The 23918-nt window shown below is 69.8% G+C and carries 20 protein-coding genes and 1 pseudogene; 3 read left to right on the top strand and 18 right to left on the bottom strand.

Annotated features, from left to right (window positions below; translation table 11 throughout):
- Positions 1 to 25: 25 nt before the first annotated feature.
- Positions 26 to 286 (top strand): type II toxin-antitoxin system prevent-host-death family antitoxin, encoded by a 261-nt coding sequence (locus M2165_RS10650; RefSeq protein ID WP_280814617.1) that lies wholly within the window; start codon positions 26 to 28, stop codon positions 284 to 286.
- A 3-nt stretch (positions 287 to 289) separates the two neighbouring features.
- The gene (locus M2165_RS10645) at positions 290 to 706 is read left to right on the top strand and encodes a type II toxin-antitoxin system VapC family toxin (protein ID WP_348541059.1); all 417 of its coding nucleotides are present in this window, start codon (positions 290 to 292) and stop codon (positions 704 to 706) included.
- Between the two features lie 17 nt (positions 707 to 723).
- Here M2165_RS10645 and M2165_RS10640 read toward each other — a convergent pair whose 3' ends face one another.
- From M2165_RS10640 to M2165_RS10570, 15 genes and pseudogenes are all read right to left on the bottom strand, one after another.
- Positions 724 to 1521 carry an SH3 domain-containing protein gene (locus M2165_RS10640; protein WP_280814616.1) on the bottom strand — a complete coding sequence of 266 codons (798 nt, stop codon included), beginning with the start codon at positions 1519 to 1521 and terminating at the stop codon, positions 724 to 726.
- Between the two features lie 93 nt (positions 1522 to 1614).
- The gene (locus tag M2165_RS10635; protein ID WP_280814615.1) at positions 1615 to 2670 is read right to left on the bottom strand and encodes a homocysteine S-methyltransferase family protein; all 1056 of its coding nucleotides are present in this window, start codon (positions 2668 to 2670) and stop codon (positions 1615 to 1617) included.
- Positions 2671 to 2854: 184 nt separating this feature from the next.
- On the bottom strand, positions 2855 to 3667 hold the full coding sequence (gene hutG / locus M2165_RS10630; protein ID WP_280814614.1) for an N-formylglutamate deformylase: 813 nt from the start codon (positions 3665 to 3667) through the stop codon (positions 2855 to 2857).
- Between the two features lie 11 nt (positions 3668 to 3678).
- Complete coding sequence (locus tag M2165_RS10625) at positions 3679 to 5085, bottom strand: formimidoylglutamate deiminase (RefSeq protein WP_280814613.1); 1407 nt, start codon at positions 5083 to 5085, stop codon at positions 3679 to 3681.
- A complete protein-coding gene (gene hutI, locus M2165_RS10620; protein WP_280814612.1) occupies positions 5082 to 6329 on the bottom strand; it encodes an imidazolonepropionase in 1248 nt (415 codons plus the stop codon). The genes M2165_RS10625 and hutI overlap by 4 nt, the downstream gene beginning before the upstream one ends.
- A 32-nt stretch (positions 6330 to 6361) precedes the next feature.
- Positions 6362 to 6928, bottom strand: coding sequence for a HutD family protein (locus tag M2165_RS10615; RefSeq protein WP_280814611.1), 567 nt, complete (start codon positions 6926 to 6928; stop codon positions 6362 to 6364).
- 152 nt (positions 6929 to 7080) lie between these two features.
- A complete protein-coding gene (locus M2165_RS10610; RefSeq protein WP_280814610.1) occupies positions 7081 to 7749 on the bottom strand; it encodes an amino acid ABC transporter permease in 669 nt (222 codons plus the stop codon).
- A 108-nt stretch (positions 7750 to 7857) separates the two neighbouring features.
- Positions 7858 to 8610 (bottom strand): transporter substrate-binding domain-containing protein, encoded by a 753-nt coding sequence (locus M2165_RS10605; RefSeq protein ID WP_280814609.1) that lies wholly within the window; start codon positions 8608 to 8610, stop codon positions 7858 to 7860.
- A 57-nt stretch (positions 8611 to 8667) separates the two neighbouring features.
- Positions 8668 to 9399 (bottom strand): IclR family transcriptional regulator, encoded by a 732-nt coding sequence (locus tag M2165_RS10600; protein WP_280814608.1) that lies wholly within the window; start codon positions 9397 to 9399, stop codon positions 8668 to 8670.
- A gap of 125 nt (positions 9400 to 9524) precedes the next feature.
- The gene (hutU, locus tag M2165_RS10595; protein ID WP_280814607.1) at positions 9525 to 11246 is read right to left on the bottom strand and encodes a urocanate hydratase; all 1722 of its coding nucleotides are present in this window, start codon (positions 11244 to 11246) and stop codon (positions 9525 to 9527) included.
- A gap of 17 nt (positions 11247 to 11263) precedes the next feature.
- Positions 11264 to 12806 (bottom strand): annotated as a pseudogene (gene hutH / locus M2165_RS10590) (histidine ammonia-lyase).
- A gap of 57 nt (positions 12807 to 12863) precedes the next feature.
- Positions 12864 to 13607 (bottom strand): histidine utilization repressor, encoded by a 744-nt coding sequence (hutC, locus tag M2165_RS10585; RefSeq protein ID WP_280814606.1) that lies wholly within the window; start codon positions 13605 to 13607, stop codon positions 12864 to 12866.
- Positions 13608 to 13760: 153 nt separating this feature from the next.
- Positions 13761 to 14549: an ABC transporter ATP-binding protein gene (locus M2165_RS10580; protein ID WP_280814605.1), complete on the bottom strand. Its 789-nt coding sequence runs from the start codon at positions 14547 to 14549 to the stop codon at positions 13761 to 13763.
- On the bottom strand, positions 14546 to 15412 hold the full coding sequence (locus M2165_RS10575; protein ID WP_280814604.1) for an ABC transporter permease: 867 nt from the start codon (positions 15410 to 15412) through the stop codon (positions 14546 to 14548). Before M2165_RS10575 ends, M2165_RS10580 begins: the two co-directional genes overlap by 4 nt.
- Positions 15393 to 16361, bottom strand: coding sequence for an ABC transporter substrate-binding protein (locus M2165_RS10570; RefSeq protein WP_280814603.1), 969 nt, complete (start codon positions 16359 to 16361; stop codon positions 15393 to 15395). The genes M2165_RS10575 and M2165_RS10570 overlap by 20 nt, the downstream gene beginning before the upstream one ends.
- A 290-nt stretch (positions 16362 to 16651) precedes the next feature.
- Here M2165_RS10570 and M2165_RS10565 point away from each other — a divergent pair, with 290 nt between their 5' ends.
- On the top strand, positions 16652 to 18643 hold the full coding sequence (locus tag M2165_RS10565; protein ID WP_280814602.1) for a RecQ family ATP-dependent DNA helicase: 1992 nt from the start codon (positions 16652 to 16654) through the stop codon (positions 18641 to 18643).
- A gap of 2 nt (positions 18644 to 18645) precedes the next feature.
- On the opposite strand, the gene M2165_RS10560 is transcribed toward M2165_RS10565, so the two are convergent.
- The 3 genes from M2165_RS10560 to M2165_RS10550 form a co-directional block, all read right to left on the bottom strand.
- The gene (locus M2165_RS10560; RefSeq protein WP_280814601.1) at positions 18646 to 21597 is read right to left on the bottom strand and encodes an ATP-binding protein; all 2952 of its coding nucleotides are present in this window, start codon (positions 21595 to 21597) and stop codon (positions 18646 to 18648) included.
- Between the two features lie 9 nt (positions 21598 to 21606).
- Positions 21607 to 22437, bottom strand: coding sequence for a hypothetical protein (locus tag M2165_RS10555; protein WP_280814600.1), 831 nt, complete (start codon positions 22435 to 22437; stop codon positions 21607 to 21609).
- A 302-nt stretch (positions 22438 to 22739) separates the two neighbouring features.
- Positions 22740 to 23912: a nucleoside hydrolase gene (locus tag M2165_RS10550; protein WP_280814599.1), complete on the bottom strand. Its 1173-nt coding sequence runs from the start codon at positions 23910 to 23912 to the stop codon at positions 22740 to 22742.
- Positions 23913 to 23918: the final 6 nt, after the last annotated feature.

Genomic DNA, 23918 nt, shown 5'->3' with positions numbered 1-23918 from the left:
GCAAACTGGCCCAAGGGAGTCCGCCATGCCTGTCACCAGCATTTCGAGCCGCGATTTCACCCGCGACGTGGCGGCGGCCAAGCGTGCGGCCGCCAAGGGGCCGGTCTACATCACGAACCGCGGCGTGCCGGAATACGTGCTTCAGCGGATCGAGGACTACGACCGCGATCGCGGACAGGGCGAGATGTCGCTGCTCGCGTTGATGGACAGCCTTCCGGACACCGGCAATCTCGACTTCGAGCCGCCGCGCGCCGACATTGCACTGAAGACGCCGGACTTCGGCTGATGTATCTGCTCGACACCAACGTCGTGTCGGAACTCCGGCACGGCAAAGCCGAACCCGTCGGCCGCGGTCCGGGAATGGGCCGCATCGGTTCCGCAGAGCAGCTTCTTTCTGTCGGCGATCACCGTGCTCGAACTCGAGACGGGCATCCTGCGGCTGGAACGCAGAGAGCCGCCGCAGGGCGGTGCGCTGCGCCGGTGGTTCGACGGCCTTCGCGATGCCTTCGACGGGCGCATCCTCCCGTTCGACGACAGAGCCGCGATGCTCTGCGCACCGATGCACGTGCCCGATCCCAAGGATTACCGCGACGCGATGATCGCTGCGACGGCCATTGCACACCGCTTCACGCTCGTCACGCGCAACGTGCGCGATTTCGAGCAGACCGCCGTCAAGCTGTTCGATCCCTGGACCGGTGGCCGCTGACCCCGGTCCCCGGCCGATCAGCGGTGCGGCCCGTGCCCGCCGCCCTTGCCGCCGCCCTCGCCACCGCCGCGGCCCCCGCCCTCGCCTCTCCCGTGCGGACGCCCGCCACCGCCACCCTCGTGCCGACCGCCGCCGGGGTGCATCTGCGGCGGACGAGGCGGCGGTCCCGGGCGCTGCACCGGCTGCGGACGCGGCGGCCTGAAGCCGGGATCGGACGGCGGGCGGAAGCCCGGCCCGGGCTGCGGGCGCGGACCGTGCGCGGGCTGCGGCCGGTAGCCGGGCCCCGGCGCGGGCTTGAAGCCGGGACCGGGCCACGGCCGGGGCTGCCATGCCGGGCGGATCGGCGGCGGCGGGCGCCAGCCGGCCACGGGCGGCGGCGGCGGGCGGCCGCCCCACCAGCGGCGCTCGCCGTACCAGGGGCGGTCGCGGTAGTAGTCGGCCCAGTAGCTGCCGATCACGAAGGTCACGATCGGAATGCCGATGGCCGCGCCATAGGTCGCGACCGGCACGCGCTGCGCCTGCCAGGCGTAGTCGAGGCTGCGCGACCAGACCCAGCCGCGCCCGCCGTCGGGCAGCACCACGTCGCACCAGCCGTAACCGCTGGTGCAGCCGAGCACGTCGAGCGGCTGGCCCGGCGAGAGGCGCGCCACCAGGGGATAGTCGCCCGAAGGCCCGGCCCGCAGGTTGACGGGACCGCGCGTGTAGGCCTGCTGCGCCGCGGCCGCGAGCGGCAGCGCGAAGGCGAACGCCAACGCAGCGATGCGGATGCCCCGCGGGAATGAGAAGAAGGATCGCTTGTCGTCGTTGTCGTTCATGGCGGGGCTCTCGTGGGTGTGCGCGCCCAGCCTAGGCGGCCGCCCCGCCCGCGTCAATCAGCCGCGGGCGCAAACCGCCCCGCGGCCCGCGGTTCAGGCCGCTTCCTTGTAGAAGCCGGCGTGGTGGGTGCCGCTCAGCAGGCGCACCGGCATCGGCGCCACGGCCTGGCCGATCGCCGCGATGTGGTCGGGCGTGGTGCCGCAGCAGCCGCCGACGATGTTGACCAGCCCTTCGTCGGCGAACTCGTGCAGCAGCCGCGAGGTGACGTCGGGCGTCTCGTCGAAGCCGGTCTCGCTCATCGGATTGGGCAGGCCGGCGTTCGGATAGCAGCTGATGTAGGTGTCGCCCGCGGCCTTGGCCAGTTCCTGGATGTACGGCCGCATCAGCGCCGCGCCGAGCGCGCAGTTGAGGCCCACGGCCAGCGGCTGCGCGTGGCGCACGCTGTGCCAGAAGGCGGTCACGGTCTGGCCGCTGAGGATGCGGCCCGAGGCATCGGTCACGGTGCCGCTGATGATCAGCGGCAGGCGCTCGCCGCTCGCCTCGAAGTACTCGTCGATCGCGAACAGCGCGGCCTTGGCGTTGAGCGTGTCGAAGATGGTCTCGACCAGCAGCACGTCGGCGCCGCCCTCGACGAGCGCCTGGGTCTGTTCGTAGTAGGCCGCGCGCAGTTCCTCGAAGCTGACGTTGCGCGCGCCCGGGTCGTTGACGTCGGGGCTGATGCTCGCGGTCTTGGGCGTGGGGCCGAGCGCGCCTGCCACGAAGCGCGGCTTGTCGGGCGTGCTGAACTTGTCGCAGGCGGCGCGTGCGAGCTTGGCGGATTCGAAGTTCATCTCGCGCGCGAGATCCGCCATGCCGTAGTCCTCCTGCGCGATGGTGGTGGCGCCGAAGGTGTTGGTCTCGATCAGGTCGGCACCGGCCGCGAGGTAGCCCTCGTGGATGTCGGAGATCACGTCGGGCCGGGTGAGCGAGAGCAGCTCGTTGTTGCCCTTCACGTCGCGGCCGAAGTCCTTGAAGCGCTCGCCGCGGTACTGTTCCTCGGTGAGCTTGAAGCGCTGGATCATCGTGCCCATCGCGCCGTCGAGGATGGCGATGCGCTTTGCAAGGATGCCGGGCAGGGCCTGGCCGCGGGTGTAGACGGGGGGCTTCATAGGCCGTTATTGTCGCTCGCGGTTGACCACCCTCGCTGCAATGCGGGATCGGACTTCCGTACGCGAAGGGCGCAAAGGTTCCGCGAAGGACGCGAAAGGAAACCTGAAAAATTAATTTGATTTCTTTCGCGCCTTTCGCGAAACCTTCGCGTCCTCTGCGTCCGGCTGTCCGCCTTCCCTGCGGCTACTGCTCGACGAACGCCAGCACCGCCTCGATCATGCGCCGCACGTGCGGCTGCACGCCCGCCGCGACTTCGGGCAGGTAGTCGAAGGGCAGCTGCTCCTGCATGTAGCTCGACTGGGTCATCTCGAGCTGCACCGCATGCACGCCCGCGGCCGGGTTGCCGTATTCGCGCGTGATGTAGCCGCCCGTGAAGCGGCCGTTGAGCACGCCGGTATAGCCGGTGGCCGACTCGGCGATGTCGAGCAGCGTCTGAGCGAGCACCGGATCGCAGCTCGTGCCCTTGCCGGTGCCGAGGTTCAGGTCGGGCAGCTTGCCCTCGAAGAAGCGCGGCAGCACCGAGCGGATCGAATGCGCATCCCACAGCGCGATGGTGCCGTGCGCGGCCTTCAGGCGCGCGAGCTCGGTCTGCAGCTGGCGGTGGTACGGCACCCAGATGGCCTCGCGGCGCTCGGCGATCTCGGCCTCGTCGGGCAGGTCGTCGGCCGAGCCGTAGACCGGCGTGTCGTCGAAGGTGTCGACCGGGCACAGGCCCGTGACGCTCTGGCCCGGGTAGAGGCTCGCGCCGTCGGGCGGACGGTTGAGGTCGATGACGTAGCGCGAGTGCGTGGCCACGAGCACCGAGGCGCCGAGCTCGTCGGCGAAGTCATAGAGCCGTTCGAGGTGCCAGTCGGTGTCGGGCACCTGGCGCGCCTCGTCGGTGAGGCGCGCGGCCAGCGCGGGCGGCACGTGGGTGCCGACGTGCGGCATCGAGATCAGCAGCGGGCGCGTGCCCTGGCGAAAGCGGAAAGGGGGTTCGTGGGTGGTGAAGGGCATGGTGGGTTCGATCAATGGTCCGTGAGCAGTTCGGCGCGCGCGGCGGTGAAGGCGGCGGCGGCCTCGTCGTGCAGCGCATGGCGGCCCGCCGTGACGCGCGGCACGCCGGCGACCCACACCGCGTCGATCGCCGAAGTGCGATGGCTCGCGAACACATGCGAGGAGAGCGCATCGGCCGCGGAGAGGCCCTGCAGCGCGACGTGCGCGCCGTCGAGCAGCACGAAATCGGCCTGCTGCCCGACCGCGAGCCCGCCGACGGCGCGGCCCGCGGCCTGGGCCCCGCCCCGCACCGCGCCGAGCGTCAGCGCGGTCGCGACGTGCGGATGCGCGGCCTCGGCGCCGACGTTGCGCTGCCGGCGCGCGAGGCGCTGGCTGTATTCGAGCATCAGCAGTTCCTCGGCGGCGTTCACGCTGGCATGGCTGTCGGAGCCGACGCCCCAGGCGCCGCCATGGTGGCGCCAGGCCGCGAAGTCGAAGATTCCGTCGCCGAGGTTGGCCTCGGTGGTCGGGCACAGCCCCGCGACTGCGCCGCTCTTCGCGCCGCGCTCGTATTCGGCCGCGTCCATGTGGGTGGCATGCACCAGGCACCAGCGCGCATCGACCTTCGCATGGTCGAGCAGCCAGGCGACCGGCCGCTGCCCGCTCCAGGCGATGCAGTCGTCGACCTCCTTGGTCTGCTCGGCGATGTGGATGTGGACCGGCGCCGTGGGGTCGATCGCATCGAGCCCCGCGAGCGCCTCGGCCAGCGCCGCGGGCGGCACGGCGCGCAGCGAGTGGGGCGCGAGGCCCAGGCGGGAACCCTGCGCCTCGCACGCCGGCGCGAGCGCCTCGAGCAGCCGCAGCATCGAGTCGGTGCTGCGGATGAAGCGGCGCTGCCCCTCGCTGGGCGGCAGGCCGCCGAAGCCGCTGGTCTGGTAGAGCACCGGCAGCAGCGTGAGGCCGATGCCCGTCTTGCGCGCAGCGCGCAGCAGCGCGAGGCTCAGCGTCGCGTCGTCGGCATAGGGGCGGCCGTCGGTGTCGTGGTGCACGTACTGGAACTCGCAGACGCTGGTGTAGCCGGCCTCGAGCATCTCGGCGTAGAGCCAGGTGGCGATCGCTTCCATGTGCGCGGGGCCGAGGCGCGCGGCGAAGCGGTACATCAGCGTGCGCCAGCTCCAGAAGCTGTCGGTGGCCTCGGCGCGGTACTCGGTCAGGCCTGCGAAGGCGCGCTGGAAGGCATGCGAATGCAGGTTGGGCATGCCAGGGATCACCGGGCCGCGCGCCACCGGCACGCCGGCCACCGGCGCGGCGCCGGCCTGCACCTGCACCAGCCGGCCGGCGTCGTCCCACGCCAGCCGCACGTTCTTCGCCCAGCCGTCGGGCAGCAGGGCATCGGGCGCGAAAAGCATCTTCGTCGTCGTTGTTGTCGTTGTCGTCATGCGGGAGCGCCTCCGGTCGCGATGCGGCCCTGACGCACCACGGTGCGCACCGGCCGCTGGCCGAACCAGTAGGCGAGCTCAGCCGCCTCGCGCACGTTCCAGAGCACGAAGTTGGCGGGCATGCCGGCCGCGATGGCGCCGTGCGTGTCCTGCAGGCCGAGCGCGCGCGCCGCATGCACGGTGACGCCGGCCAGCGCCTCGGGCACGGTCAGGCGGAACAGGGTGCAGGCCATGTTCATCATCAGCAGCAGGCTCAGCGCGGGCGAGGTGCCGGGGTTGTGGTCGGTCGAGACGGCCATCGGCACGCCGGCGGCGCGCAGGCCGTCGATGGGCGGCAGGTGCGTGTCGCGCAGCGTGTAGTAGGCGCCAGGCAGCAGCACGGCCACGGTGCCGGACTGCCGCATGGCGGCGATGCCCTCGGCCGAGAGATGCTCGATGTGGTCGCACGAGAGCGCGCCATGACGTGCCGCGAGCGCGGCGCCGCCCATGTCGGAGAGCTGCTCGGCATGCAGCTTGACCGGCAGCCCGAGCGCCCGCGCGGCCTCGAAGACCTGCGCGGTCTCGGCGAGCGAGAACGCGATGCGCTCGCAGAACACGTCGACCGCGTCCACCAGGCCTTCGGCCGCGAGTGCGGGCAGCATCTCGCGGCAGACGAGGTCGATGTAGTCGCCGCTGCGGCCCGCGTACTCGGGCGGCAGCGCATGCGCGCCGAGGAAGGTGGTGCGCACGGTCACGCCGTAGGCCTCGCCGAGCCGGCGCGCCACGCGCAGCTGCTTGCGCTCGTGCGCGAGCGCGAGGCCGTAGCCCGACTTGATCTCGATCGCGCAGACGCCGTCGGCGAGCAGTTGTTCGAGGCGCGGCGCGGCCTGCGCGAACAGCGCGTCCTCGTCGGCCTCGCGCGTGGCGCGGACCGAGGAGACGATGCCGCCGCCGGCCCTGGCGATCTCTTCGTAGCTGGCGCCCGCGAGCCGCATCGCGAATTCGTTCGCACGCTGGCCGCCGTAGACCAGGTGGGTGTGGCAGTCGACGAGGCCGGGCGTCACGAGCGCGCCGCCGCCGTCGTGCAGCGGCAGCTTCGCGAATTCGGCCGGCAGCGCGGTGCGCGCGCCGGCCCAGCGCACGGTGCCGCCGGTGACGGCGATCGCGGCATCGTCTTCTGCCCCGGTGCCCGGCGCAGCGCCGGGTGCGAGGCGCAGGCCGGTCCAGAGGCCGTCGGCCGAGGGATGGCGAGGGGCGGATGTCATCTGTGGGTGCTCTCTTTTTTCGTTGCCGCAGCTTACGCCGGCAGGATGCGCACCGCAGCCAGCCGCGCGCCTTCCTGCGCGGGGCGGGCCTGCCAGGGCTCTGGCGCGGCCCCGGTCCAGCACAGGCCCTCGCCTTCGGCGCAGCGCGCGTCGCCGAAGCGCCAGTCGCCGCGCAGCGCCAGCAGCAGGCCGTGCGGCGCGGGCGCGATGCAAGCGGCCGCCTCGAGCACCTGCAGCTCGGCGCGCCACTGGCCGCGCCGCGTCATGATGTTGAAGTCGGCCGAGGCGCCGCCGAGCAGCGTGCAGTCGATGGCCTCGTCGCCGCTGAAGGCGAAGGGACGGTGCGGCGCATCGAGCCGGTGGTCGATGCGGCCGTCGTGCGTGAACAGGCGCACGCCGTCGCCTTCGAGCAGCATGATCTGCCGGTCGATGCCCGCGAAGACCGAGAACGGACCGGGCTGCGCGATGGTCGCGATGCTCGCGCGCCAGCCGAAAGCGTCGAGCCCCGCGCCCTCGGGCCAGCTGGCGATCTCCTGCGTGGTGCCGCCGCCGTTCTTCCACGGCGTGGCGGGCAGCGAGGCGCGGGAGAAGCGACGCACGACCGTCGTTGCCGAATCCTGCCCCTTCCCCTCCTGGGGGAAGGTCGGGATGGGGGCAAGCGGCGCGGGTTCAGCGCAATGCCTCATCGGGCGCCGCGCGCCCCCACCCCCGCCCTCCCCCGGGAGGGGAGGGAGACAGACAGCGGACCCCGTCATCGCACCAGTCCGCCCTGCCCCAGCTTGCGCTCGAAGTGGCGCAGCACCAGCGTCATCGTGCCCGTGAGCACGAAGTACACGAGCGCGATCGCGAGGTAGACCTCGAGCGAGCGGTACGACACGCTGATGATCTTCTGCCCTTCGTGCATCACGTCGTGGATGGTGAGCAGCGACACCAGCGCCGAGTTCTTGATCAGCGCGATGAACTCGTTGCCCAGCGGCGGGATCATGCGCACCACGGCCTGCGGCAGCACGATCTCGCGCATGGCCACGGCCGGCGTCATGCCGAGCGACTGCGCGGCCAGCGTCTGGCCCTTGTCGATCGACTGGATCGCGCCGCGCACGATCTCCGACACGTAGGCGCCGGAGTAGACGCCGAGCCCGAGCACGCCGCAGAGAAAGGCCGGCAGCAGGATGCCGAAGTGCGGCAGGCCGAAGAACAGGATGAAGAGCTGCACCAGGAGCGGCGTGCCGCGGATCGCCGCCACGTAGGCGGTGCAGATGCCGTAGAGCCAGCGCCGCTTCGGATTGAGCCGGCCGATGCCGACCAAGAGGCCGACCACGCAGCCGAGCGCGAGCGCGCAGGCGGTGATCTCCACCGTGACGAGCGCGCCGCGCAGCAGCGCGGGCCAGCCTTCCCGGACCGGCGAGAAGTCGAGATCCATTTCAGTGCCTTTCGCGGCCGAGCGCCGGGCCGCCCCAAGCCGGCCGCGCCGCCCCCGCGGGGGGTGGAGTTACACGCGCGCAGCGCGTGAAAAGCCGGGGAGCCGACATTACTTGGTGGCCGTGCTGAACCACTTGGCGACGATTTGCGCGTACGTGCCGTCGGCCTTGAGCTTGTCGAGCGCGCCGTTCACGGCCTTGGTGAGTTCGGGCGTGTCCTTGCGGATGGCCATGCCGTATTCCTCGGTGGTGATCTGCTCGGGCAGCACCTTGAGGCCGCCGCGCGTGCGCACGTACTGGTAGGCGGCGGGCTTGCCGGTCACGGCGGCGTCGGCGCGGCCGATGTCGACGAGGTTGAACATCTCCTGGTTCTTCTCGACCTCCATCAGCTGCACCTGCGGGAACTTCTCCTTGGTGTAGGCCACCGACTTGGTGCCCACCTGCACGCTGACCTTCTTGCCGTTGATGTCGGCCGGCGTCTTGATCGCGGTGTTGCCCTCCTTCACCATCACCACCAGGCCGCCCGCGTAGTAGGGGTTGGTGAAGTCGACGACCTTCCTGCGCTCGTCGGTGATGTAGATGCCCGACACGGCCATGTCGAAGCGCTTCGACACCAGGCCCGGCACCAGGCCCTTGAAGTCGATGTCGATCCACTCGATCTTGCGGCCCAGCACCTTGCCGACGGCCTCGACCAGTTCCACGTCGAAGCCGGTGCGCTTGCCGTTCTCGATGAACTCCATCGGCGGGAAGGTGGCGTCGGTGGCCACGCGCAGCGGCTCGCCCTGGGCCTGCGCGGCGCCGGCGAAACCGAGGATGGCGGAGCCGGCGAGCGCGGCGGCGACGAAGGTGCGACGGGTGTTCATGGTCGGGGAGCTTTCGTGGTTTGGAAAAGGAAGAGAAAGAAAGAAAAGGAACAGGCGCTATGGCAGGGCGCGCGAGATGCGCGCCGCGGTGACGACCGTCATGTGCAGCAATGCAGCTTCCATGCCTTCGACGCGCGTGAGCGGCGCCATCAGCGTGATCGCGCCGCGCAGGCGCCGGCCCGGTGCGAGCACCGGCGCGCTCGCGCCCCAGACGCCGGCATCGACCTCGCCGTGCGTCACGGCATGGCCGGCCTCGCGGATCGCATCGAGCTCGGCGGCACGCGCCGCGCGCTGCTCGGGGCTTTCGCCGAGCGCGTCGAGCAGCGCATCGCGCTGGTCGAGCGGCATGTGGGCCAGCAGGCACTTGGCGCTCGCGCCGTCCTTGGCGGGCACGCTGCGGCCGCGGTCGAAGGAGCAGCGCAGCGACTGCTCGCTGTCGATCATCTCGAGGCACACGACGCGGTCGTTGACCGCCGTGACCAGCGCCACGCTCTCGTGGCTCTGCTGCGCGAGCGCGCGCATGTCGGCGCGCGCGGCCATCACGAGGTCGGAGTTGCCGTCGAAGCCGCTCGCGAGCTGCACGCTCACCGGGCCCGGCGAGTAGCGGCCGTCGGACTCCATCACGAAGCCCCAGCGCCGCAGCAGCGCGATCTGCCGGTAGAGCGTGCTCTGCGACAGGCCCGTGGCCTGCACCAGCTCGGCCGCCGTCATCGCGGACTTGCTTTGCGCCAGCACCGACAGCACGCGCAGGGCGCGGTCGTTGTGGGCGGAGGCTTCGGTCGGCGTCATCGGGCGGCGGTCACGGGAAATGGCGTGCAGTATCTGGCCCGTCGTTCCCACATCCAAGCGCCGATTCCCACCGAGTGGGAATCGGCGCGCTTTTTCTTCCTACCTTCGGCTTACCTTTGTCCGGCTCAGCGCACCATCGGCAGCTTCAGCCCCTGCTTCTTCGCGGTCGCGATCGCGGCCTCGTAGCCCGCGTCGGCATGGCGCATCACGCCCGTGGCGGGGTCGTTGAACAGCACGCGCTCGATGCGCTTCGCCGCGGCCTCGGTGCCGTCGCACACGATCACCACGCCCGAATGCTGCGAGTAGCCCATGCCCACGCCGCCGCCGTGGTGCAGGCTGACCCAGGTGGCGCCGCCGGCGGTGTTGAGCAGCGCGTTGAGCAGCGGCCAGTCGGAGACCGCGTCGGTGCCGTCCTTCATCGCCTCGGTCTCGCGGTTGGGGCTCGCGACCGAGCCGGTGTCGAGGTGGTCGCGGCCGATCACGATCGGCGCCTTGAGCTCGCCCTTCCTCACCATCTCGTTGAACGCCAGGCCCGCGAGATGGCGCTCGCCGAGGCCGAGCCAGCAGATGCGCGCGGGCAGGCCCTGGAAGGCGATGCGCTCGCGCGCCATGTCGAGCCAGCGGTGGGTGTGGTGGTTGTCGGGGAACAGTTCCTTGATCTTGGCATCGGTCTTGTAGATGTCCTCGGGATCGCCCGAAAGCGCGACCCAGCGGAACGGCCCTTTGCCCTCGCAGAACAGCGGCCGGATGTAGGCCGGCACGAAGCCCGGGAAGTCGAAGGCGTTCTTCACGCCTTCGTCGAACGCGACCTGGCGGATGTTGTTGCCGTAGTCGACCGTGGGAATGCCCATGGCCTGGAAGTCGAGCATGGCCTGCACGTGCACCGCGCAGGACTGCGCGGCGGCCTTGCGCAGCGCGGCGTGCTGCGAGGGGTCCTTCATCGCGGCCTGCCACTGCGCCACGCTCCAGCCCACGGGCAGGTAGCCGTTGACGAGGTCGTGCGCGGAGGTCTGGTCGGTCACGAGGTCGGGCTTCAGGCCGCCGGCCTTCGCGCGCTTCACGAGCTCGGGCAGCACCTCGGCCGCGTTGCCGAGCAGCGCGATCGAGACCGCCTCCTTGGCATCGCAGTGCTGCTTGACGAGTTCGAGCGCATGGTCGATGTCGCGCGCCTGCTTGTCGACGTAGCGCGTGCGCAGGCGGAAGTCGATGCTGGCCTGCTGGCATTCGATGTTGAGCGAGACCGCGCCCGCGAGCGTGGCCGCGAGCGGCTGCGCGCCGCCCATGCCGCCGAGGCCCGCCGTGAGGATCCACTTGCCCGCGAGGCTGTTGCCGTAGTGCTGGCGGCCGGCCTCGACGAAGGTCTCGAAGGTGCCCTGCACGATGCCCTGGCTGCCGATGTAGATCCAGCTGCCCGCGGTCATCTGGCCGTACATGAAGAGGCCCTGGCGGTCGAGCTCGTTGAAGTGCTCCCAGTTGGCCCACTTGGGCACGAGGTTGGAGTTGGCGAGCAGCACGCGCGGCGCGTTCTCGTGCGTCCTGAACACGCCCACGGGCTTGCCCGACTGGATCAGCAGCGTCTCGTCGTCGTTCAGTTCCTTGAGCGAGGCGAGGATCTGGTCGAAGCATTCCCAGTTGCGCGCGGCGCGGCCGATGCCGCCGTAGACCACGAGGTCCTGCGGGCGCTCGGCGACCTCGGCGTCGAGGTTGTTCTGCAGCATGCGAAACGGGGCCTCTGTGAGCCAGCTCTTGCAGTGGAGCTCGCTGCCGCGCGGCGCGCGGATCACGCGGGTGGGGTCGTGGCGCGGGTCGGCCTTGTCTTGCAGCGGGAGTTTGTCGGGTGCGTTCATGGCATGGATCTCCTTGATCAAGAGTGACTGGGCAGGATGTTCAGCAGCACGGGCGGCATGTCGGCACGGCGCGCCCACTGGCGCATGGCTTCGATGTCCGGTGCGAGGTAGCGGTCGGTGTCGAGGAAGGCGACCCGCTGGCGGATGCGCGCGAATTCGGCCTCGACCAGCGGCGAGCTTTTCAGGCCTCTCTTCAGTTCGATGCCCTGGGCGGCGGCCATCGCCTCGATGCCGACGACCACTGCGGTGTTCTCGACCATGTCGCCGAGGCGGCGCGCCGCGAAGGTGGCCATCGAGACATGGTCCTCCTGGTTGGCCGAGGTCGGCAGGCTGTCCACGCTCGCGGGATGGGCGAGCGACTTGTTCTCCGACGCGAGCGCCGCGGCCGTGACCTGCGCGATCATGAAGCCCGAGTTGAGCCCGCCGTCGCGCACCAGGAAGGGCGGCAGGCCCGAGAGCCCGGTGTCGAGCAGCAGCGCGATGCGGCGCTCGGCGATGGCGCCGATCTCGCTCACGGCGAGCGCGATGATGTCGGCCGCGAAGGCCACGGGCTCGGCGTGGAAGTTGCCGCCGGAGATGACTTCGACCGGTGTCGGTGAAGACCAGGGGGTTGTCCGAGGCCGCATTGGCCTCGATGACGAGCACGCGCGCCGCATGCGCGAGGTTGTCGAGGCAGGCGCCCATCACCTGCGGAATGCAGCGCACCGAGTACGGGTCCTGCACGCGCCCGCAGTCGGCGTGCGAGGGCACGATCTCGCTGCCTTCGAGCAGCGTGCGCACCGCGGCGGCCACGGCGATCTGCCCCGGCTGGCCGCGCGCGGCATGGATGCGCGCATCGAAGGGCTTGATCGAGCCCTGGATCGCCTCGAGCGAGAGCGCGCCCGACATCAGCGCCGCCGCGAACACGTTCTCGGCGCCGAACAGCCCGGCGAGCGCGAGCGCGGTCGAGACCTGCGTGCCGTTGAGCAGCGCAAGACCCTCCTTGGGGCCGAGCACGAAGGGTTCGAGGCCGATGCTCCGCATCGCCTCGGCGCCGCCGACCACGCGGCCGTCGGCGAGCGTCGCCTCGCCCTCGCCGATCAGCACGCAGGCCATGTGCGCGAGCGGCGCCAGGTCGCCCGAGGCGCCGACCGAGCCCTTGCACGGAATGCGCGGCATGACGCCGGCGTTGAACAGCGCGAGCAGCGCATCGGCGAGCGCCGGCCGCACGCCCGAATGGCCGCGCGCGAGGCTCACGGCCTTGGTCGCGAGCACCAGGCGCACCACCGGCGCGGCGAGCGGCTCGCCCGTGCCCACGCTGTGCGAGAGCACGAGGTTGCGCTGCAGGTCGGCCAAGTGGTCGTGGCCGATGCGCGTGCTCGCGAGCTTGCCGAAGCCGGTGTTGATGCCGTAGACCACCTGGTCGTTGTCGACGATGCCTTGCACCGCCGCCTGCGACTGCGCCATCGGTGCGCGCACCGAAGGATCGAGCGCCAACTGCACGCCGCCCGCCTGGATGCGGCGCAGCATCGCGAGGTCTACATGGCCGGGTGTGAGGGTCAGGGTTTCAGGGTTCGTCATGGTCAACCTGTCTATACAAGTAGGGGCGTGAGAAGAAAGCGATGCGCGCGGGGACGCTCAGCCGAAGGAAGGATTGCCGTCGGCCCGGAAGCGGCTGCCGAGGCTGTAGCGCGAGGCGGGATGCAGGCAGCGCACCCAGGTGACCGGCGTGTTGCGCGTCCAGGTGCGGCGCGTCAGCAGCAGGCAGGGGTCAGTGGGCTCCATCGCGAGCCGGCCGGCCTGCTCGGCGGTGGGCAGCACCGCATCGACCACATGCTCGATCTGGTCGAAGGGCACGTGGCGCACCAGGTATTCGCTCGGCGGCACGGCCGCGAAATCCTGCTCGAGGAAGTCGGGCACCACCTGCGGATTGACGTAGCGCTCCTCGAGCTGCACCGGCGTGTCGTTCTCGAGGTGCAGGCAGACGCTGTGGAACACCGAGGTGCCCGCGCGCATGTCGAGCCAGGCGGCCACGTCGGGCGAGGCGGCAAGGCGCTCGACCGCGAGCATCTCGCAGCGGTAGTCGTGGCCGCGCTGGCGGATCTCGCTCGCGATGTTGGCGATCTGCAGCAGCGTGGACTGCGGCTTGGCCTCGGCCACGAAGCTGCCGACGCCGGCCATGCGCACGATGCGCCCCTGCTCCACCAGCTCGCGCAGCGCGCGGTTCACCGTCATGCGCGAGATGCCGAACTGCGCGACCAGCTCGCTCTCCGAAGGCAGGCGATGGCCCGCGGGCCAGGTGCCGTCCTGGATCTTGCGCGAGATGTGGTCCTTGACCTGCGCGTAGAGCGCAAGCGAGGGCTCGGTGCGGGGTGCGGTCATGGGACGCTGCCGAAAGCGGACTGCCGAATGCAGAGGGCGCGAAGATTTCGCAGAGGTCGCGAAAAAGAAGAAACCAGGAATTCTTGGTTTTCTCGTTCTGCGACTTCTGCGATTCTTTTGTCTTTCTTCTGCGTTCGGCTGTCCGTGTTCATCTCAGTGCTCCGCAGCAGCCATCGACTCGGCGCGGATCTCTTCGGTGAGCCGCGCCTTGATGGCCATGAACTCGGGCGAGGTCTTGATGGTGTACTTGCGCGGATGCGGGAAGTCGACGGCGATCTCGGTCTTGATGCGGCCGGGCCGGGCGCTGAATACTGCCACCCGGTTGGCCATGAAGATCGCCTCGTCGATGTCGTGCGTGACGAACAGCACGGTCTTCTGCGCCGATTCCCAGATGCCGAGCAAGAGCTCCTGCATCAGCACGCGGGTCTGGTTGTCGAGCGCGCCGAAGGGTTCGTCGAGCAGCAGCATCTTGGGGTCGTTGGCGAGCGCGCGCGCGATCGCGGTGCGCTGCTGCATGCCGCCCGAGAGCTGCTTGGGGTAGTGGTGCTCGAAGCCGCGCAGCCCGACCTTGGCGATGAAGAACTCGCTGCGCTCCTTCTGGTCGGCCTCGCTCATGCCGCGCTCGCGCAGGCCGAAGCGGATGTTCTGCGCCACCGTGAGCCACGGGAACAGCGTGTAGCTCTGGAACACCACGCCGCGGTCGGCGCCCGGGCCCTCGATGCGCTCGCCGTCGAGCAGCACCTGGCCAGTGCTCGGGAAGTCGAGCCCCGCGACGATGCGCAGCAGCGTCGACTTGCCGCAGCCCGAAGGGCCGAGGATGGTGACGAAGTCGTTCTCGCGCACCTCGAAGTCGATCGGCTGCAGCGCCTGCGTGCGCTGGCCCTTGGCACCCGTGAAGACGCGCGAGACGCCCTGGATCGAAAGCTGGCTGCGGGCCGTCATAACGTACTCCAGGCAAAGAGGCGGCGGTTGAGCGCCTTGAAGGCGAAGTCGGACACGAGGCCGATGACGCCGATCACGATGATCCCGAAGATGATCTGGCCGGTGTTCAAGAGCGCCTGGCTGTCGGTGATCATGTGGCCGATGCCCGAGGAGGAGCCGATCAGCTCCGCCACGATCACGTAGGTCCAGGCCCAGCCGAGCACGAGGCGCAACGTCTCGGCGATGCCCGGCGCCGCGCCCGGGATGAGCACGCGCGCCACGATGCCGCGGCTGTTGGCGCCGAGCGTGTAGGCCGCCTCGACGAGGTCGCGCCGCGCGCTGCCCACGGTGACGGCCACCATCAGCACGATCTGGAAGAAGGAGCCGATGAAGATCACGAGCAGCTTCTGCATCTCGCCCAGGCCGGCCCAGAGGATCAGCAGCGGAATGAAGGCCGAGGCCGGCAGGTAGCGGCAGAACGAGACGAAGGGCTCGAAGAAGGCCTCGACCGACTTCCAGGTGCCCATCGCGATGCCGAGCGGCACGGCGAACACCGCCGCGAGCAGGAAGCCGCCGAACACGCGCCACACGGTCATGCCCACGTCGCCGATGAAGCCGAACTCGGCGAAGAGCATCCAGCCCTCCTTGAGCATGGTCACCGGGCTCGCGAGGAAGGTCGGCGGCACGAAGCCGCCGAGCGTGGCGACCGACCATGCGAGCACGAACACCACGAAGAAGCCGAGGCCGAGCAGCACGCGCGCGCGGCCGCTCACGGGTTCGAGCGGCGCGAGCGCGCGGCGCCGCCGCGGTGCGGCGGGCGGGGCGCTGGGGCGCGCCGCAACCGGCTGCGCCTGCGCGACGGCGTTACTTGACGAAGCTTGCATCGAAGGTGGCGGCGTAGTCGTCGGGCGCCTTGCGGATCACGCCGGCCTCGAGCAGGATCGGCGCGGCTTCCTTCATGAAGCCGAGCAGCTCGCCCGAGAAGAACTTCTGGTTCGCGGCCTTGTCCTGCCAGCGCAGGTAGGCCGACGACTTGGCGAACTGCTCGCCGGTCTGCTTGACGGCCGCACCCATGATCTCGTTGGCCTTGGCCGGATCGGCCTTGATCATGTCGAGCGCATCGAAGTACGACTTGGTCAGCGCGGCCGCGGCCTTGGCGTTGGCCTTGAGCCAGGTCGGCGCGCAGCCCACGGTGTCCATCACCATCGGATAGTCGAGCGTGGTCGCGAGGATCTTGCCCGCGGCCGGATTGGCGCGCACGGTCGAGAGGTAGGGCTCGTAGGTCATGGCCGCATCGTTCTGGCCGGCCACGAAGGCCTGCGCCGCGGGCTGGGGCTCGAGCGAGACGAGCTTCACGTCCTTCAGCGCCATGCCGTTCTTGTTGAGCATCCACGCCAGGCCGAAGTACGGTGCGGTGCCGGGGGCGCTCACGCCGATGGTCTTGCCCTTGAGGTCGGCGAAGCCCTTGACGTCGTTGCGCACCGCGAGGCCGTCGGCGCCGTAGGACTTGTCCATCTGGAAGATCTGCACGATCGGCACGCCGTTGGCGTTCCAGGCCACGTGCGTCTCGACCGTGGTGGCGGCGCACTGGATCGCGCCCGCGGCCAGCGCGAGGTGGCGGTCCTTCTGCGGGATCATCTTGAGTTCGACGTCGAGGCCGTTCTTCTTGAAGATGCCGGCCTTGTCGGCGAGCGTGAGCGGCGCAAAGCCGGTCCAGCCCGACATGCCGAGCGCGATCTTGGTCTCCTGCGCCGCGGCCGTTCCGGCGAGGCTCGCGACACATGCGCCTGCTGCCAGCAGCGAAGCGACTTTCACAACTACCGTCTTGACCATGGGTACTCCTGGTTCCGTTTCTTGAGGATGGCTCGGCACTCGCCCCGGGCAGCCCGGGCTGTCGCGCGCCTCGCATTGTTGCCGGACGCCCCAACTTGTATATACAGGATAACCCGAAAGGCCTCGATTCGGTGCATTTGTCCGGAAACATGCACCAGATTGCTGTCTATACAGGCTAAGCGCGGCGGTCCGCCTGTCGATTGCAAACCTCGTGCCACAGTCTTCAACGAGCCGCTGGGGGACAATCGAGCGCCCGTCCTTCCCACCCTCCGCGCCCCCTTCGATTGCCCGTGTCCTCCCTCGCCCCCCCGCCCCTCGACGACCCCCACAGCAACGCGCCCGCCGCCATCCTCCACGAGGTCTTCGGCTATGCGCAGTTCCGCGGCCCGCAGCAGGCCATCGTCGATCACGTGGTGGGCGGCGGCGACGCGCTGGTGCTGATGCCCACGGGCGGCGGCAAGTCGCTGTGCTACCAGATCCCGGCGATCGCGCGGCAGCGCGCGGGCCACGGGGTGACGGTGGTGGTGTCGCCGCTGATCGCGCTGATGCACGACCAGGTCGGCGCGCTGCACGAGGCGGGGGTGGACGCGGCCTTCCTGAATTCCACGCTCGACTGGCAGCAGACGCAGGAGGTCGAGCGCCGCATGGCGCGCGCGGAGATCACGCTGCTCTACGCCGCGCCCGAGCGCGTGACCACGCCGCGCTTCCTCGAACTGATGGACGCGCTCGCGGCGCGCGGCAAGCTCTCGCTGTTCGCGATCGACGAGGCGCATTGCGTGAGCCAGTGGGGCCACGACTTCCGCCCCGAGTACCGCGCGCTCACGGTGCTGCACGAGCGCTATGCCCGCGTGCCGCGCATCGCGCTCACGGCCACGGCCGATGCGCTCACGCGCGCGGACATCGTCGAGCGGCTGCAGTTGCAGGAGGCGCGCCAGTTCGTCTCCAGCTTCGACCGGCCGAACATCCGCTACACCATCGTCGAGAAGAAGGAAGCGACCACGCAGCTGCTGCGCTTCATCGAGCGCGAGCACGAGGGCGATGCGGGCGTGGTGTACTGCCAGTCGCGCAAGCGGGTGGAAGACGTGGCGGTGGCGCTGCAGGGCGCGGGCATCAACGCCCTGCCCTACCACGCGGGACTCGATGCGGCGGTGCGCCAGAAGCACCAGGACCGCTTCCTGCGCGAGGAGGGCATCGTGATGGTCGCGACCATCGCCTTCGGCATGGGGATCGACAAGCCCGACGTGCGCTTCGTGGCCCACCTCGACATGCCGAAGAACATCGAGGGCTACTACCAGGAGACCGGCCGCGCGGGCCGCGACGGCGCGCCCGCCGACGCCTGGATGGCCTACGGCCTGCAGGACGTGGTGAACCAGCGCCGCATGATCGACGAGAGCCCCGCGGGCGAGGAGTTCAAGCAGGTGATGCGCGGCAAGCTCGACGCGCTGCTCTCGCTGGCCGAGGCGAGCGACTGCCGGCGCGTGCGGCTCCTGGGCTACTTCGGCGAAACCTACAAGCGCGCCCCGGCCGACGCCGGGCCGCCCCAAGGCGGCCGCGGCCCCCTCGGGGGGCAGGGAGGGCACGAAGTGCCGACCGTGGGGGCCACATGCGGCAACTGCGACAACTGCATCAGCCCGCCGCAGGTCTGGGACGGCACCGACGCGGCGCGCAAGCTGCTCTCCACCGTCTACCGCGTGCAGCAGCAAAGCGGCATCAGCTTCGGCGCCGGCCACGTGATGGACATCCTGCGCGGCAAGGCGACCGACAAGGTGAAGCAGTACGGCCACGAACGCATCAGCACCTTCGGGCTCGGCGCCGAGTTCAGCGAGGTGCAATTGCGCGGCGTGCTGCGGCAATTGATCGCGATCGGCGCGGTGGCGGTCGATGCCGAGGCCTACAACACGCTCAAGCTCACGGAGGGCTCGCGCGCGGTGCTGCGCGGGGAGACGCCGGTGTCGCTGCGCGAGTCGATCTCGTCGCCGGCGCCGCGCAGCGGCGGCAAGGCGCGGCGCGAAAAGGCCGCGCGCGGTGCGCCCTCGCCCGCCGCCGCGGCGCTCGACGCAGAGGGCCAGGCGCGCTTCGAGGCGCTCAAGGCCTGGCGCGCCGAGGTGGCGCGCGAGCACAACCTGCCGGCCTACGTGATCTTCCACGACGCCACGCTGGCCGCCATCGCCGAGCGCGCGCCGGCGACGCTCGAGGACCTGCAGGGCATCAGCGGCATCGGCACCAAGAAGCTCGAGGCCTACGGCAGCGAAGTGCTGCGGGTCTGCGGCCAGCCTGCGTGAGCTCAGGCCACGGCCGCGAGATCGGGCACGTGGCGCAGGATGTCTTCGGTCAGCTCTGACAGCACCTGCTCGCAGGCGGCCGCCAGCGGCTCGATGCCTTCGGCATCGCGTGCCACCAGGGCCTTCTCGAGCCGGACGGCGTCGACCTGCAGTTCATGCGCGCCGATGAAGCCGGCAGAGCCCTTGAGGTTGTGCGCCGCGCGCTCGGCGAGCGGCCAGTCGCCGGCCTGCAGTGCCGCGCGCAGCCCGGCGATGATGTTCGCCTCGGTCTGCGCGAACTTGCGCAGCACGCTGCAGAAATGCCTGGCGTCGTCCATCGCGCAGCGCAGGCCAATGTCGACCCGCAGATGGCGCACGCGTGCCAGGGCCGCCTGCAGCGCCTGCACCGAGGCGGCCTCTGGATCGTCCTCGAACACCGCTTGTGCCGCGCCGTGCGGCGGCCTGCCGGCCAGCGCGGTGCCCAGCACCCGCCACAGCGCGGAGGGGTCCACGGGCTTGGCGAGAAAGTCGTTCATCCCCACCGACAGGCAGAGGTCGCGGTTCTCGGTCAGCGCGCTCGCGGTCATGGCGACGATGGGGAGATCGTCGAACGCCCGGTTCGCACGCAGGATGCGCGTGGCGGTGACGCCGTCCATCACCGGCATCTGCAGGTCCATCAGCACCACGTCGTAGGGCGCACCGCCCAGCAGGCTGGTTTCGAGCAGCGACACCGCGGCCAGACCGTTCTCCGCGATGTCGACCGACAGCCCCGCGCGGCGGATCATGTCGCTCGCGACCTGCTGGTTGAACTCGTTGTCTTCCACCAGCAGCACGCGCGCGCCGCGGTGGCTCCGCAGCGAACCGATGTCCGACGCTGCGACCGCATGGCCGCGCCCGGCAGGTGAGGGCCCGCGGCGCAGCGCGCGGTGCAGAACCTTGCTGAGCGAAATGGGCGTGACGGGCTGCGAGACGAAGTTGACGGAGCCGAAACCCGACCAGTCGGCGGTCGCGGCCTCGCCCGCACCCAGGGTGAGCAGGATCAAGGGCGGCGCCTCGCCTTCCAGGCAATGGTTGCGCAGCCGCATGGCGAGCGAATGCGCGCCCGGCGCCACGCTCGCGTCGACCACGATCAGGTCGTAGGGCTCGCGCGGCCGGGCCGCCATGTTCCGCAGCGCGGCCGCGGCCGACGGCACCCACTCGGCCTGCAGGCCCTGGCGCCGCAGCAGCCGCTGCGTGGCCGACGCAGAAGCCTCGCGCTGCTGGATCAGCAGCACGCGCCGGCCGCAGTGACCGGCGTCGGCGGAGCCTTCCGGCGCGGCGGCGCCGTCGATCCGGAGCTTCAGCGTGAACCAGAAGGTCGCGCCCTTGCCGGGCTCGCTCTGCACGCCGATCTCGCCGTCCATGAGCTCGACCAGCCGCTTGGAAATGGGCAGGCCGAGGCCCGATCCGCCGTACTTGCTGGTCACGCCGGCGTCGCCCTGGTAGAAGCGTTCGAACAGCCGGCCGATCTGTTCCGGCGCGATGCCGATGCCGGTGTCGGTCACGGCGAAGTACAGCACCAGCGCGTCGTGCGCGCGCTCGCGCACCCGCACGTCCACGCGCACCAGGCCGCGCTCGGTGAACTTGGCCGAATTGCTCACCAGGTTGAGCAGCACCTGCCCGATGCGCAACGCGTCGCCGTAGAGGTGGTTGGGCACGTTCGCCGCCACCTCGTAGACGAACTCGATGTCCTTCTGCTTCATCTTCTCGGACATCAGGCTCGCCACGTTCTCGAGCACCGATTCGAGTTCGAACTCGCTGCAGTCGAGGCTCAGCTTGTCGGAATCGAGGCGGGAGAAATCGAGGATGTCGTTGACCAGCCCCAGCAGGTGCTGGCACGACCTGCCGATCTTGTCGAGGTAGCTGCGCTGCTGCCTGTCGAGCCGGGTCTGCTTGAGCAGCGACGCGAACCCGACGATCGCGTTCATCGGCGTGCGGATCTCGTGGTTCATGTTGGCGAGGAAGTCGCTCTTCGCGCGATTGGCCGCGTCGGCGGCTTCCTTCGCGGTGAGCAGTTCGGCCGCGTTGCGTTCGTTGTCGCGGTACTCGCGCAGGCGGCGCTGCATCAGCGCGAGCCGGGCCATGATGCTGGCTTCGTCGCCCTCGGCGACGTGGATCTGCTGCTGCAGCTCGCCCTCCGCCACGGCCCGGATCGACTCGTGCACGTCATCGATGCTGCCGCCCATCACGCGCTGCAGCTTGCTGACGAAGAGGTTGAACGAATAGGTGATGCAGGCGAATTCCGCCGTGCGGAAGTGCCGCAGCCGCAGCGACAGGTCGGAATCGCCCGAGGCCACCTCCTGCATCGCATGCTGGAGCCGCGCGAGCGGCCGCAGCACCACCCAGTTGAGCACGAAGAAGAGCACCCCGACGATGGCTAGGTTCAGCAGCGACGACACGAGGAAGAGCATCAGCGCCTCCTTCTTCAGTTGCGCGGTGGCGGACGAATGGGTGATCCGCAGCCGCACCGTGCCGATCCGCTTGACGCTCGGATACTCGGAATGCCGCAGCTCGATCTCGCGCACTTCGTCGACCGTCTGGTCGGCGGCGTGGGGCGCGACCTCGCTGTAGACCAGCTTGTCGACGTCGCGCAGTTCGATGCCCAGCAGCAGCGGCGACTGCAGTTCGGCATCGAGCGTCTTGTGGATCTGGCGCGTGTTGTATTCCCACAGGGCATTGGGAATGCTGGCCTCGATGCGCTGCACCGCCTCGTTGATCTGGCGGTTGAGCGCACGCATGATGTCCTGGCGGCTGCTGTGGTAGTTCCAGACCTGGAAGCAGGCCAGGAAGATCAGGGTCAGGGCGGCCACCAGCACGGTGAAGCGCACCTGGATCGAATTGAAGAACGGACGGCCGGCACCGAAGGTCGGCGCCGCCGCGCCTTCGAAAGCTTCGTGGGCCGTGCGTCCGACGGGCGGGCGTGTGATGGTCTGCATGAAGCGGGCTCAGCGAAACACCGCCTGGTCCCACATGCCTCGCCGTCCGACCATGTAGTCGGGCTTGTCGTAGAAGGGGTTGGCCAGCCGGATGACCGTCCGCCCCTGCACCGGGACGCCCTCCAGCGATTTGCGCTTGAGCAGCTGGTAGCTGCGCTCGAAGCTGCCGTCGGTCACCATCGCTTCCAGCCCCTCGAGCACGCGCCGGCGGATCTGGTGGCCGGCCGCCGTGTTGGCGACGATGAAGTAGAACGACATCGGGAAGACCAGCCCCAGCGCCTCGTCCATCACGAGGCCTGGCAGCCGCGCCGAATGGTCGCGGTACTCGGCGAGGATCTCGTTCGCGCCGCGCGAGAACAGGTCCACGTTCCGGTTCGCGATCATGTCGAACATGCCCAGGTAGCTGGTGCTGCGCACGACGCGCAAGCCCGCGGCCTCGAGAATGTCGGCATCGATCCAGTAGGCGCCCTGCACGATGCTGAACGCCTTCAGGTCCTCGAGCGTCTTCACCTGCCGCAGCCGCGCCTGCATGTCGCGGTGGATCAGCAGCAGGCGGTGGCCGATCAGTCCCTTGTCGAGCGGAAAGGGCACCAGCTTGAGCTGGTCCGCGTAGCTCGGCGGAATGTAGGCGCGCACGTAGATGTCGATGCGGCCGCGGGCCAGTTCCTCCATGGCCCGCTTGTGGTTCATCAGGTCGGGGGTCTGGATGACCCGGGTCGGCCCGTAGCGCGCCTCGGTGCGCTGGAGCGCCTCGCCCAGAAGGTTCCAGTAGTAGTCGATGAACAGGTCCGAACCCGACTCGGAGCGCGGATGGATCAGTTGTGCGGGCTGTGCCTGCACGGCCACCGCAAAGAACGCGCAAAGGGCTGCGCAAGCCCATCTCGCGAAGGGTTTCGGATGCATTTGTTGTTTCTCCCTGCCATGCGGAACGCCTGCTGCCGATGCCCTGATCCGGAACGGATGCAGGCTGTCGTGTGGGTGACACTCCGCGCACCATTACAACAAAAGGGCAGTTCGGCATCAAGCGACGGGGTCCGGCGTTAACAAGGACGCGCGAACCGCCGTCGCCGCGCGGAGGGGCTCCAGCAGCGGGAGAAAGGCAAACGGGCGCCGCAGCGCCGCGAGCCCTTGCGGGCCTTTGCTCAGGGCTTCAGCGTGACCGGCACCGGCCGGGTGAGCAGGTCCACGTACAGATCGAAGAAGCGCGCGTTGTCGAACTTCTTCACCACCTTCATCTTCTGCAGCGGCAGGCCCGCGGGCGGCGTCGCGTAGCCGATCGAGCGGCCGTTCTGCGGATCGCCGGGGCGGGCGATCACGTCGACGAACTCTTCCGAGACCTCGGTCGCATAGCGCGGGTCGAGCAGGTAGGCGATGGTCAGCGTATTCCAGATGTTCGAGGTGTGCGACGGATCGCTTTCGAAGTCCGCCGCGAACCATTCCTGGCGGAACGCCTCGGTCACCGCGGTCGGCCGCGCCGGATGCGCGATCCGGTCGTAGATCTTCCGGTCCATGAGCACGGTGTCGGTCACGTCGAGCGGCACCACCACCTGCGGGATCGGCAGCCGCACCACGAACTGCGCCGCGTCGGGGTCGAACCACCAGTTGAACTCGGCCGCCTTGGTGGTGTTGCCGGGCACGTGGACCGCGCCGCCCATGTAGATGATCTGCTTGATCAGCGGCACGATCTCGGGGCTGCGCTGCACGGCCTTGGCGATGTTGGTGAGCGGGCCGATGGCGAAGATGGTGATCTCGTTCGGGTTCGCCTTGACGGTGTCGATGATGAAGTCGACCGCGCTGCGCGGCTGCACCTGCGTGTGCGTGGCGAAGCCGTCGGGAATGGGCACGAGGTCGGCGTCGGTCCTCGGCTCGGGGCTGCTCCAGGCGCCCAGGTAGCCGTCCCCGCCGGCGCCTGCGGCGAGCTCGGCCTGGACGTCCGCATGGTCGTGGTTGAGCGCGTAGTTCTCGCCCGCATAGACGCCGATGCGGTCGCCCACGCCGAGCCGCTCGACCGACTTCAGCGCCTCCGCCACGCCCTGGCGCAGCCACTTGTTGCCCGACACCACGGTGATGCCCATGACCTGCACCTTGCCTTCGGCCTGCAGCTGCGCGGCCATCACGCCGAGCTGGCCGTCGTCGCTCATGGTGTTGTAGTCGCTGTCGATGATGATCTTCTGCGCCGCCGGCGCATCGGCGCCGAAGCCGGGCGCGAGCCCGAAGCCGCCGGTGCCGCTGCTGCCACCCCCGCCGCAGGCCGACAGCACCGTGGCGAACAGTGCCGAGGCGATCCACCGGCGCCGTTGAATCTGAACCTGCATCCCGCG

The organism is Variovorax sp. TBS-050B (assembly GCF_029893635.1).
In the GTDB taxonomy this organism is placed as follows: domain Bacteria; phylum Pseudomonadota; class Gammaproteobacteria; order Burkholderiales; family Burkholderiaceae_C; genus Variovorax.
This window is presented reverse-complemented; position numbering and strand designations above follow the sequence as displayed.